Below are 11889 nucleotides of genomic sequence, written 5' to 3'. Positions count from 1 at the left end.
CGGGCCTGTCCCGTGCGACCAGACAGCAAAGGGGCAGACCGATCCTAAATTCCAGCGACCCATTCATGGCCGGAGCGGCGCGTTCGCTCGATCTCTGGCCGATCGGCAATTGTCAGGCGTCTGCCCTGATCGACCGGAAGGGCCGGATGGTCTGGGGCTGCGTCCCCCGCGTCGATGGCGATCCGGTCTTTTCCGCGCTGCTGGACGACAAGGATTGGGACGATCCGCAAGCACGCGGCTTTTGGGCGATCGAACTGGAAGATTGCGTTTCGGTCGAACAGTCCTATCTGCGCAACACCCCTATACTCGTCACCCGTCAAGCCGACGCGCAGGGCAATGCGATCGAGATTTTCGATTTCTGCCCGCGCCATAAGCATAAGGGGCGGATGTATCGCCCGGTGGCGTTCATTCGCATCGTTCGTCCGGTTGCGGGCAGTCCGCGCATTCGCGTGCGCCTGCGTCCGACCACGAACTGGAACGCCGAACCCGTGCCGATCAATTACGGCTCCAACCATATCCGCATGGTCCTGTCCTATATGGCGATGCGGGTTTCGACCAACGCCCCCATCGGGCTGATCGCGCAGGAAAGCTGGTTCCGGCTTGAGCAGGACATGCATTTCTTCATGGGACCGGATGAGGGATTTTCCGACGCGCTGCGCCCAGCGATCGAGCGGATGCTGGAAGACACGATCGAGGAATGGCGGCTGTGGGTCCGTGGCCTCGCTATCCCGCCCGAATGGCAGGAGGCGGTCATTCGTTCGGCGATTACACTCAAACTGTGCCAGCATGAGGAAACCGGCGCGATCGTCGCCGCGCTGACCACCTCCATCCCGGAACATGCCGATAGCGGCCGGAACTGGGACTATCGTTATTGCTGGGTGCGCGACGCCTATTACACGGTCGAGGCGCTGAACCGGCTCGGCGCGCTTGATGTGCTGGAAAGCTATCTCGTCTATCTGCGTAACATCGTCGATGACGCGAAGGGCGGGCATATCCAGCCGCTCTATGACGTGCGCGGCAATGCGACATTGACCGAGTGGGAGGCCGAGAGCCTGCCCGGCTATCGCGGCATGGGGCCGGTGCGCGTTGGCAATGCGGCCTATGAACAGGTTCAGCATGACGCCTATGGCCAGATCGTGCTGTCCTCCGTCCAGGGTTTCATCGACCAGCGGCTGCTCCGCATGGCGGGCCACGCCGATTTCGAGGCGCTTGAAGCAGTGGGTGAACGCGCCTGGGCGGTCTATGACAAGCCCGACGCTGGCTTATGGGAGCTGCGCACGCGCGCGCATGTCCACAGCTATAGCGCCGTGATGTGCTGGGCGGCATGTGACCGGCTGGCCCATGCCGCCACCGCGCTTGGCCTGTCGGAACGCGCGGGCCTTTGGCAAAATCGCGCCGAGACGATGAAAGCCCATATTCTCGAAGCCGCATGGCGCAGCGAAAGCAACGCCATCTCCGCCAATTTCGAGGATGATTCGCGCGACGCTTCGCTCTTGCAATTGCTGGACCTGCGGTTCCTGACAGCGGACGATCCGATGTTCCAAGGTACGCTTGCCGCGCTGGAGGCGGACCTGCGCCGGGGCAACAATATGCTGCGGTATAGCGCCCCGGATGATTTCGGGGAGCCGGTCACGGCGTTCAATGTCTGCACCTTCTGGTTGATCGAAGCACTGCATCGCAGTGGACGACAGGAGGAAGCCCGTACCCTGTTCGAGGAGATGTTGACCCGACGCACCGCCGCCGGGCTGCTGTCGGAGGATATCGACCCTGTGACCGGGGAATTATGGGGAAACTATCCCCAGACCTACTCGTTGGTCGGCATTATCAACTGCGCCGTCCTGCTGAGCAAACCGTGGAGCATGATGCGATGAGCCGCCTGATAGTCATTTCCAATCGCGTGTCGCGCCCGTCCAAGGCCGGTAATCAGGGTGGCCTCGCGGTCGCGCTCGCCGAGGCGTTGCGCGAGAGCCGGGGCACCTGGATCGGCTGGTCGGGGGAAGTGACCGATCATTTCACGGGGCATATCGGGTTCGCCGAGGATGACGGGGTCAAGACCGCGACGATCGACCTGGAAGAACAGGATATCGACGAATATTATAACGGCTATGCAAACAAGACGCTGTGGCCGCTCTTTCATTTCCGCATCGACCTGGCCGAATATGCCCGCGATTTCGAAGGCGGCTATAACCGCGTCAATCAGCGGTTTGCCGATACCGCTGCGCCGCTGATCGAGCCCGAAGACATCATCTGGGTGCATGATTATCATATGATCCCGCTGGGGCAGATGCTGCGTGATCGCGGTCATCGCAACCGGATGGGGTTCTTTCTCCACATTCCCTGGCCGCCGACGCGCCTGCTCGTATCCCTGCCGCATCACAGCAAATTGGTATCCAGTCTGTTCGCTTATGATGTGGTGGGTTTCCATACCGAGGAATGGCTCGAATCCTTCCGCCATTATGTCGAGAAGGAAATGGGCGGCCGGGTCGAGGGCGATTTCGTCACCGTGGGCGATCGTACCATCCAGGCGGTGGCTTGCCCGATCGGGATCAATGCCAAGGAATTTGCCGAAGCCGCCGACAGCAAAGCCGCACGCGACATGGGCGATCGCCTGCGCGCGTCGTTGCAGGATCGCGCCATGATCGTCGGCGTCGATCGGCTGGACTATAGCAAGGGGTTGGAAGAGCGTTTTAACGGCTATGCCCGCTTCCTCAAGGACCATCCCGAACATCATCGCAAGGTGCTGCTGACCCAGATCGCGCCGCCTTCGCGCGGCGACGTGGAGAGTTACCAGCAGATTCGCGCCACCCTCGATTCGCTCGCCGGGCGGCTGAACGGCGAATATAGCGATGTGGACTGGACGCCGATCCGTTACGTCAACCAGGGCTATCCCCGCGACAAGCTGGCCGGCATCTATCGCGCCGCGAAGATCGGGCTGGTGACGCCGCTGCGCGATGGCATGAACCTGGTTGCCAAGGAATATGTCGCGGCTCAGGACCCGGAAGATCCGGGCGTGCTGATCCTCTCGCGCTTTGCGGGCGCGGCGTTGCAGCTCAAGGACGCGCTGCTCATCAACCCCTATAGCCCGGAAGAAATGTCCGACGCGATCAATCGGGCGCTCGCCATGCCGCTGGACGAGCGCAAACGGCGCTGGCGGGCGATGATGGACAGTGTGGAGCAGCAGGATATCAGTTGGTGGCGCCAGTCCTTCACCGAGCGATTGATGGCGGTCGATCGAAATACGGCGCGCGTCGGCCCGGAGCCGGTCGGGGGCTGAACGCCCCTTTCCGCAAGGCCTGCGCTCCAAGCCGTTGACGCCGCCTAATTGCGCGTTCGTGTGCTTTGCTCTATGGGCGGGGTCCAAGCAGCCCCGGCACCCGCTGATCCTTATCGATTCGCGATTGTCGGGGCGCAGTATTTTTGACCAGACAGGAACGCGCATGGCCCGTCGCCGCCAGATTTACGAAGGCAAGGCAAAGATCCTTTATGAAGGCCCGGAACCCGGCACGATCATCCAATATTTCAAGGATGACGCCACCGCCTTCAATGCCCAGAAGAAGGGCACGATTTCCGGCAAGGGCGTGCTGAACAACCGGATTTCCGAACATATTTTCACGCTGCTCGGCCAGATCGGTGTGCCGACCCACTTTATTCGCCGCCTCAACATGCGTGAGCAATTGGTGCGCCAGGTCGAAATCGTGCCGATCGAAGTCGTCGTGCGCAATGTCGCCGCCGGTTCGCTCAGCAAGAAGTTGGGGATTGAGGAAGGCACGCAACTGCCGCGCACGCTGATCGAATATTGCTACAAGGATGATGCGCTGGGCGACCCGCTGATTTCCGAAGAGCATATCGCCTGCTTTGGCTGGGCGACGCAGGAAGAGATGCACGACATTGCCGACATGGCGATCCGCATCAACGACTTCATGTGCGGGCTGTTCGCGGGCATCGGCATCCGCCTGGTGGACTTCAAGCTGGAGTTCGGTCGCTTGTATGACGGCGATTATAGCCGCGTCATCCTGGCCGACGAGATCAGCCCCGATGGTTGTCGTTTGTGGGATATGGTCACCAACGAGAAGCTGGACAAGGATCGCTTCCGCCGCGATCTGGGCGGCGAAGTCGAAGCCTATCAGGAAGTGGCGCGTCGCCTGGGCCTGCTGCCCGAAGGACTGGACACCACCGTCCTCGACCTCGACACCCATCGCAAGAAGCGCGAGAAGGAAGAAGGCTGAGCTTCAGCCTTCTTCCGACGTTCGCTACGAGCATAGTCGGGAAGCGGGAAGCGTTGCGCCGACGTTTCTCGACTTCGCTCGAAACGAACGGATAGGTGGTCAGGCCATCAGGGCGTCGGCCACCAGCTTGATGCCCAGCAAGACCATTAATCCATAGATGAGCGTATAGAAGCGCGCCGGATCGACCCGCCGCACCAATGCCACCCCGGCCAGCGTCGAGACGACCGCGACGGGCACGAGGAACGCCGTCGCCATCAGGTTCGCGCGGGTGAATTGCCCTAGCGCGGCATAGGCGGGCATCTTCATCCAGTTCATAGCAGCGAAGGCCAGGGCGGTGGTCCCGACCAGCATATCGCGCGGCAATCGCTTGGGCAGCACCCACATCTGGAACGGTGGCGATCCGGCATGCGCGATCTGGCTGGTGAAGCCACTGGCGACACCAAATAGAAGGCCAACCCATCCCGGCGAATTTGATGGCAGCACTACCGCTTTGCCGCGCTCCGCCCACAGCCGTTGCAACCCGAAGATCAGGGATATGACGCCAAGGACGCCCAGCACGGCTTTTTCCGACACTTGGACCGCGAAAAGCCAGCCCAATCCAATGCCGATCGCTGCCCCAGGCAGCATCACCTTCAATATCCCTCCGTCCCAGCTACGCCGATAGACCCAGACGCCGACCGCATCCTGCAGAATCAATATGGGTAGCAGGATCGCCGCACCGCTCACCGGGTCGACGCCCAGCGCCATGATCGGCATGGCCAATGCTCCGACCCCGGCGAAGCCGCCCTTGGCTAGGCCCGCCACAAAGACGGCGACAATCGCACAGCCATAGTAAAGATAATCAGGATTCATCCCCGCCGCTTACGCAAATTCGCGCATCTTGCAAAACGGCTTTTGCTGCCGTTGTCGGGGATAGCGCGCACGATCAACCAGGGATAATGGCTTGCCTCACCGCCGTACCGGGACTAGGGGACCGCAAAGTCGATCCTAAGGAGTTCGCCCTTCATGAAAGCCCGTATCTTCGTCACGCTCAAGGGCGGTGTCCTCGATCCGCAGGGCCGCGCGATCCATCATGCGCTCGAAGGGCTGGGGTTCGACGGCGTCAATGACGTGCGCGCGGGCAAGCTGATCGAACTCGACCTGGCCGATGGCACCAGCGACGAAGATATCGACGCCATGTGCCGCAAGCTGCTGGCCAATACGGTGATCGAAAATTACCGCATCGAAAAGGTCGCCTGAGCCATGAAGAGCGCGGTCATCGTCTTTCCCGGCAGCAATTGCGACCGCGACCTGGCGGTGGCGTTCGAGGCGGCAACGGGTGCCAAGCCGGTCATGGTATGGCATCGGGATACGGAATTGCCCGACGATATCGACCTGATCGGCGTACCGGGCGGTTTTTCCTATGGCGACTATCTGCGCTCCGGCGCGATGGCAGCGCGCTCGCCGGTCATGCAGGCAGTCGCGCAGGCGGCTGATCGCGGCGCGTTCGTGCTGGGCATCTGCAACGGGTTTCAGGTGCTGACCGAAAGCGGTTTGCTGCCCGGCGCGCTGTTGCGCAATGCCGGTGGGCATTTCGTCTGCCGCGACGTCGCCTTGACGGTGGAGAATGCGCAGAGCGCTTTCACCAGCCGCTATGAAGCGGGCGAGCGCATCAGCTATCCGGTTGCTCATCATGACGGCAATTATTTCGCGGATGAGGCGACGCTCGATCGACTGGAAGGCGAAGGTCGGGTTGCGCTGCGTTATGCCGAAGCCGTCAACGGCTCTGCCCGGAACATCGCTGGCATATTGAACGACAAGGGCAATGTGCTGGGTATGATGCCGCATCCAGAACGGGTCATCGAACCTGCCCATGGTGCGACCGACGGCAAACGGCTGTTCGAGGGGCTGGTCGAAGGGTTGATGGCGCGGGCCTGACCTCTTCGTCACACTGAAGGATAAAGAAAAAGCGCCTCCCATCGGGACGGCGCTTTTTTATTGAGCAGTAAGGGCCTTCGACAAGCTCAGCCGAACGGATGTGGGAGAATGCTACCCGCCCCGGTGATAATCATATTCCATCATGCGACCCTGCTGCTTGGTCAGGATCGCGCCGATCAGCGTGCCGCCCGCCTGCCTTAGCTGTTCGACCGCCGCGCGCAGGCCGCCATGATGATTGCGACCCCATTCGACCACGAGCAAACTCGTCTGCACCCGTGCAGCCAGCAGCGGCGTGTCACCCAGGCCCAGGATCGGGGGAGCGTCGATCAGCACCGTGTCATAGTCATTGCGCACAGCATCGAGCAGCGAATCAAGCGCCGATGTCGCCAGCAATTCGGCGGGATTGGGTGGCACCGCGCCACAGGGCAGGAGAAATACGCCCGGCACGCCACTATCCATGATTGCTTCTGCGGCGCTGGTCTGTCCGGTCAGTACCTCGCTGATACCGCGTGTTGGCACCTTACGGAACAGGCTATGCTGCACTGGACGACGCATGTCGCCATCAATCACCAGCACGCGCTTGCCCATCCGTCCCAAAGCCAGCGCCAATGCGTGAAGCGTGAGCGACTTGCCCTCCCCCTCCTGCGCGCTGGTGACCAGGATGGAGCGCGGCAATCCGGCCGCCGATGCCAGCAGGAGTGAGGCAGCGATCGGCGCAAAAATTTCAGGTGGCTGGGGATTGTCACCCGTGACGGGAACGGCCCCCAGCAGAGGCAATCCCACCCGCTCGGCCAGCGTATCAGCGGAGGTGACGGCGTCATCGAATATGTGCCGCGCGGCGACCAGCAACAGTCCCAGCAACACGCCGCCAATGGAGGCCAGCAGCAATGTCAGGCCAATGCGCGGCGAAAAGGGTTTGGTCGGAACGGCGGCGCGATCAAGCGGCTGGATGCGTCCGGCCTGAAAGCCTGCCTGAGACGCCATATCGCGATAACGCTGGAGCAGGCTGTCATGCAGCATCCGATAGGTATCGACGGAACGCTTATAAATGCCCAATTGCACGTCGCGCCCCTGCGCCGTCTGCGCCTGTCGTTCGAGATTGGCGATTTCCGCCGCAAGCTGGGTTTCGCCGTGGACCGCGACATCATAGCGTTCTTTAAGCGACGCACGGATGCTATTCGCCATGTCCTGTGCCTGATCGTCGAGCGCCGCCAGACGGGCGCGCGCCTCCCGCATTTCAGGGTGGGCGTCCTTACGAAACTGCCGCTGCTCCATCAGCGCGGCGCGGGCTTGCGCACGCTCTGTCATCAATGTCTGCATCGCACCATTGTCGAGTACTTCGGGCAAGGTCTCGGCACTGGCGCGCCGCGCACTTTCCCACGCTTTTTGCGCTGCGATGCGATCGGCCAGCGCTTGGGCGCGAAATGCGTTAAGCTGCGCCAGTCGGGTGGCGATCGAGCCGTCTGACGGCAGCGCGTCGGCGCCTGTTTCCGTTCCCTCCCGACTTGCATAAACCGCAAGTTCGCGCTCCGCCCGCGCCAGATCACGGCGGGCACCGTCAAGTTCACCCAATAGAAAACGCCGAGCCTGAACACCGGATTCGAAACCCCGCTTGAGGTCCGCGCGGATCAGGCTGTCCGCATAGCTGTTGGCAACGCGCGCGGACAGACCGGGATCGGGGCTGACGAAGCTGATCCGCAACACGCGCGACTTGCCCGGCAAATCCACTTCCAAATTATCGCGCAACAGAGCCACAACCCTGTCCAATTCGACCTGACGCTGGTTCCCACGGCCCGCAACGCCCGTTGCGCGCTTTGCTCCCATGGTGCGCAGGAAGGTTGGCGTTCCGACGAGCGCCAGATCCTTTGCCACAGCTTCTGCAAGCGCGCGGCTACGCAACACTTCCAACTGGGTCTGCATCAACGCTTCAATATTGTTCGAGCCGGCACGCGGCGTGCTGACTGCTCCAGCCGCACCGGCGGGTATATCGTCCACCTCGACCGAAGCGGTCGCACGGTAATCCGGGGTCGATATCAGGATGAAGATGACGCCTGCCAGCAGACACAACGCCATGGTGACGAACAGGATCACGCGATGGCGTCGTAGCACCAGCCATCCCCTTCGCGCCCGCGCCGTGAGGCGCGTTGCCCAGCCCTGCCCCGGTGCCGCGTCGAGATCGCGTTCGCTCAATATCGGCGTCATCATCAATTGCCATCCAGCGCGATGAAGCCGGTCGCCAACGCAGGAAGCGCGATGAGGCCGCCGCCGATAATCGCCTTTGCCCGCGACAGCCCTATGATGACATTGTCGCCGGGCAGAATTTCTGGATCGGGCGCTTCGCCCTTGCGGATCGCACCCAAATCAAACATGGCAGCAAGCCGCTGGCCTTCGACCTGCCGCACGACGACCACTTGCGACAGGTTGGCGAGTCGGCTCGGCCCCTTGCCCAGCGCGACGGCCTGGCTCAACGTCAACCGCCCCTCGACAGGGTAGAGCCCCGGTTCGCGCACTTCTCCATCCAGCGTAACGCGACGGCCGACGGCCTTCTTCACGAACAATGTGACCTGCGGCGATACCAGATATCGCTCACCCAACCGTCCGGCGATGACATCGGCGGCTTCCCCGGCAGAAAGACCGGCCACCGGCACATCGCCGATGAGCGGCATTCGCACCATGCCGCTGGCGTTTACCTGGGCATCCTCCAGCGACAGGCCCGGCTCATGATAGACCTGAATGCGCAGCACATCGTCCGGCGCAATGCGATGATCCATGCCGACCGCAGGCGCAGGTGGCACGAGCGCATAGGCCGCATCCCCGCGCGGCGCATCCTCCACGGTCGCGCATGCACCGAGCAGACCACAGGCTGTCAGCGTCATGATCGCGCGTATAATGCTGTCGTGGCGCTTCATCCGCGCTTCCATCCCGCCCTGCCCCAATTGAAACCGGGGGTTAACGAGGCAACAGGGACATGGCAACCAAAGGCGGGACGGATCGAAAGTCCACCCCGATGCTCAGAGCGCGAGACGGCCCGGCACAGGGTCAGCGATCCGGCGCGGCTGATCGGGCCACATGCCGCGCGTGTCATACACCGCCTTGTCGGCGCGTTCGTCCACGGGAACCGATTTGAACATGTCATGATCGACAAGAATGATGAATATGCCGCATTGTTCCAGGGCCGTATCGAGATCCATCAATTCAGCGCCGGTTCCGGCGAACTCCATCGGCAATGCCTGGGCATAGGGTTCGACCAGCTTGATGCGACGACCATAGCGACGCGCGAGCCGTGCTGCGACCTTGACGGCCGGGCTTTCGCGGAAATCGTCGATATTGGCTTTGAATGCGAGGCCGAGGCAGGCGACATTTTCATGCGCAAAAGCATCAATCATATCCGATGCCTTGGCCACCACATGATCGGTCTTGCTGTCATTGACTTCGCGTGCGGTGCGGATGATCCGCGCATTGTCCGGGTCGCCATGGACGATGAACCAAGGGTCAACGGCGATGCAATGGCCCCCTACGCCGGGACCGGGCGACAGGATATTGACGCGCGGGTGGCGATTGGCGAGACGAATGACTTCCCAGACATCAATGTCCATATTTTCAGCGATCACCGACAATTCATTGGCGAAGGCGATATTGACGTCACGAAAGCTGTTTTCGACAAGCTTCACCATTTCCGCCGCGCGCGCCGTCGTCGTAATGCACGCGCCGCGCACAAATTGCCGATAAAAGCCCAGCGCTTTGCGCGCGCAGCGCGGGGTGATGCCGCCGATGCAGCGGTCATTATCAATCAGTTCGACCAGTATGCGGCCGGGCAGAACCCGCTCAGGACAATAGGCAATGGCGATATCGCCCTGAACACCAGTGCCAGGCATTTTCAGATCGGGGCGCATGGTGCCGATTACGTCGCGCATCGCCTCCGTCGTTCCGACCGGGGATGTGGACTCCAGAATAACAGAGTCCCCTAGCTTCAACACGGGCGCGATGGTGCGGGCGGCTTGCAGGACATAGCTGATGTCGGGTGCATGATCCTCCGATACCGGGGTCGGCACCGCGATGATGAAAACATCGCTTTCCTCAACGGTCAGCGAAGCGCGTAGATTGCCGCGCGCCACGACACCCTGCACCAGCCCGTCAAGATCGACTTCCTCGATATGCACGCGGCCCGAATTGACTGTCTCCACCACATGGGCAGACACATCCACACCGACCACCTGGCATCCTCCGCGCGCAATCAGCGCGGCGGTTGGCAGGCCGATATACCCAAGACCGATAACGGAAACCTTTTGCTTGGTGTCGACGGGCATGGAGCGGCAATCCTTTTACGGCAAGATATTGGCCGACCTTCTGCCCGGAAATACTGAAGATTTCGGTAATGATAGGCGCTATTTGGTGCCTGCTATGACCTGGGCAATTCGCTCGGCTGCCTTGCCATCGCCAAACGGGTTATGGGCTCGCGCCATGGCATCATAGGCCTGTTGATCGTCCAGCAGCGCCAGCACTTGCTGAACAATGCGGTCCCGATCCGCGCCGACGAGCTTTGCCGTTCCGGCATCCACCCCCTCCGGCCGCTCTGTGGTTTCCCGCATGACGAGCACCGGCTTGCCCAGTGAAGGCGCTTCCTCCTGCACGCCACCGCTGTCCGTCAGCACGAGGTAGCACATATCGAGCAAACGCACGAAATGCGGATAGTCGAGTGGCTCGATCATGGCGACATTTGGCAGGTCGCCCAGCACCGCATCCATGACCGGGCGGACATGCGGGTTGGGGTGGACCGGGAAGATCACCGCGACATCCGGCCTGGCCGCAATATCCGCGATCGACCGGGCGATCGCCTCCATCCCGCCGCCGAAATTCTCGCGCCTGTGGCTGGTGACGGCGATGATCCGCTTTCCCGCAAAGCGCGCAGCCAATTCATCCAGCCCATTTGCCAGTGACGGGTCAGCCAGTACCCGTTCGCGCGTGGCCAACAGCGCGTCGATCACTGTATTCCCGGTGACATATATCGTGGTGGCATCCCGGTTTTCCGCCAACAACGCATCGGCGGCAGCCTGCGTGGGGGCGAAATTCATGTCCGCGATGCAGGCGACCACCCGGCGATTCACTTCCTCTGGCCAAGGATGGTATATGTCGCCACTGCGCAGTCCCGCTTCGACATGCGCCACCGGAATTTTGCGATAATAAGCGGCAAGGCTGGCAACCATCGTCGTCAGCGTATCGCCATGCACGACGATCCGATCAGGTTGTTCGATGTCGAAGGCCTTGCCCAGTTCAACGATCAGCTTGGCAGTCAGCCCATCCAACGTCTGGTTCGGCACCATCACGTCGAGATCAATGTCCGGCACGATACCGGCTATCGCCAGCACCTGATCCAGCAAGCCGCGATGCTGCGCGGTGACGATGACGCGCGTCTCGACGCCCGCGCAACCGCGCAGCGCATGAACGACCGGGAACATCTTGATCGCTTCGGGACGGGTCCCGAACACCATGGCGACTTTCATCTTTCATCCCTTGCGCAATGAGCTTTGCCACCCCCCTGACAGATAAAGATGTATAGGGGCTAAACGCTATGCTTGCCGCCTTGCTGCAATGCGGCGAATTGTAATATCGAAAGACTATGCTAGACCGACGTTGGATCGATCCAATTCTATGTGGAGCCTGGCTATCTCATGAAAATCACGATGATCGGCACGGGTTATGTGGGCCTTGTGTCAGGGGCCTGTTTTGCGGATTTCGGCCATGATGT

11 protein-coding genes are annotated in these 11889 nt (G+C 61.4%); 6 read left to right on the top strand and 5 right to left on the bottom strand.

Translation table 11 applies throughout. The annotated features are described in order from the left end of the window. Nucleotides 1–65 precede the first annotated feature (65 nt). From V2I08_RS16345 to purC, 3 genes are all read left to right on the top strand, one after another. Nucleotides 66–1871, top strand: a complete 1806-nt coding sequence (locus V2I08_RS16345) for a glycoside hydrolase family 15 protein (protein WP_349636033.1) — start codon at nt 66–68, stop codon at nt 1869–1871. After that, nucleotides 1868–3274 carry an alpha,alpha-trehalose-phosphate synthase (UDP-forming) gene (otsA, locus tag V2I08_RS16340; protein WP_349636032.1) on the top strand — a complete coding sequence of 469 codons (1407 nt, stop codon included), beginning with the start codon at nt 1868–1870 and terminating at the stop codon, nt 3272–3274. The genes V2I08_RS16345 and otsA overlap by 4 nt, the downstream gene beginning before the upstream one ends. 163 nt (nt 3275–3437) lie before the next feature. Beyond that, nucleotides 3438–4226, top strand: coding sequence for a phosphoribosylaminoimidazolesuccinocarboxamide synthase (gene purC, locus V2I08_RS16335; protein ID WP_037477075.1), 789 nt, complete (start codon nt 3438–3440; stop codon nt 4224–4226). A 99-nt stretch (nt 4227–4325) separates the two neighbouring features. Here purC and V2I08_RS16330 read toward each other — a convergent pair whose 3' ends face one another. Next, complete coding sequence (locus tag V2I08_RS16330) at nt 4326–5078, bottom strand: sulfite exporter TauE/SafE family protein (RefSeq protein WP_349636031.1); 753 nt, start codon at nt 5076–5078, stop codon at nt 4326–4328. 153 nt (nt 5079–5231) lie between these two features. On the opposite strand from V2I08_RS16330, the gene purS reads away from it, so the two are divergent. Together purS and purQ are read left to right on the top strand one after the other, a co-directional pair. Continuing rightward, nucleotides 5232–5465, top strand: coding sequence for a phosphoribosylformylglycinamidine synthase subunit PurS (gene purS / locus V2I08_RS16325; protein WP_006959918.1), 234 nt, complete (start codon nt 5232–5234; stop codon nt 5463–5465). Between the two features lie 3 nt (nt 5466–5468). Beyond that, complete coding sequence (purQ, locus tag V2I08_RS16320; RefSeq protein WP_349636030.1) at nt 5469–6143, top strand: phosphoribosylformylglycinamidine synthase subunit PurQ; 675 nt, start codon at nt 5469–5471, stop codon at nt 6141–6143. Between the two features lie 111 nt (nt 6144–6254). Here the strand turns inward: purQ and V2I08_RS16315 are convergent, their stop codons facing one another. The 4 genes from V2I08_RS16315 to wecB form a co-directional block, all read right to left on the bottom strand. Then, nucleotides 6255–8345: a GumC family protein gene (locus V2I08_RS16315; RefSeq protein ID WP_405053660.1), complete on the bottom strand. Its 2091-nt coding sequence runs from the start codon at nt 8343–8345 to the stop codon at nt 6255–6257. 2 nt (nt 8346–8347) lie between these two features. Then, nucleotides 8348–9052, bottom strand: a complete 705-nt coding sequence (locus V2I08_RS16310; RefSeq protein ID WP_349636028.1) for a polysaccharide biosynthesis/export family protein — start codon at nt 9050–9052, stop codon at nt 8348–8350. Nucleotides 9053–9154: 102 nt separating this feature from the next. Then, complete coding sequence (gene wecC, locus V2I08_RS16305; protein ID WP_349636027.1) at nt 9155–10450, bottom strand: UDP-N-acetyl-D-mannosamine dehydrogenase; 1296 nt, start codon at nt 10448–10450, stop codon at nt 9155–9157. 78 nt (nt 10451–10528) lie between these two features. After that, complete coding sequence (wecB, locus tag V2I08_RS16300) at nt 10529–11644, bottom strand: non-hydrolyzing UDP-N-acetylglucosamine 2-epimerase (RefSeq protein ID WP_349636026.1); 1116 nt, start codon at nt 11642–11644, stop codon at nt 10529–10531. A 168-nt stretch (nt 11645–11812) separates the two neighbouring features. On the opposite strand from wecB, the gene V2I08_RS16295 reads away from it, so the two are divergent. After that, on the top strand, nt 11813–11889 hold a 77-nt coding region (locus V2I08_RS16295), incomplete at its 3' end, for a hypothetical protein (protein WP_300398391.1).

This window comes from Sphingobium sp. MK2 (assembly GCF_040170545.1).
In the GTDB taxonomy this organism is placed as follows: domain Bacteria; phylum Pseudomonadota; class Alphaproteobacteria; order Sphingomonadales; family Sphingomonadaceae; genus Sphingobium.
Note: the sequence above shows the minus strand (reverse complement) of the source record. Positions and strands in the feature narration are given on the sequence as shown.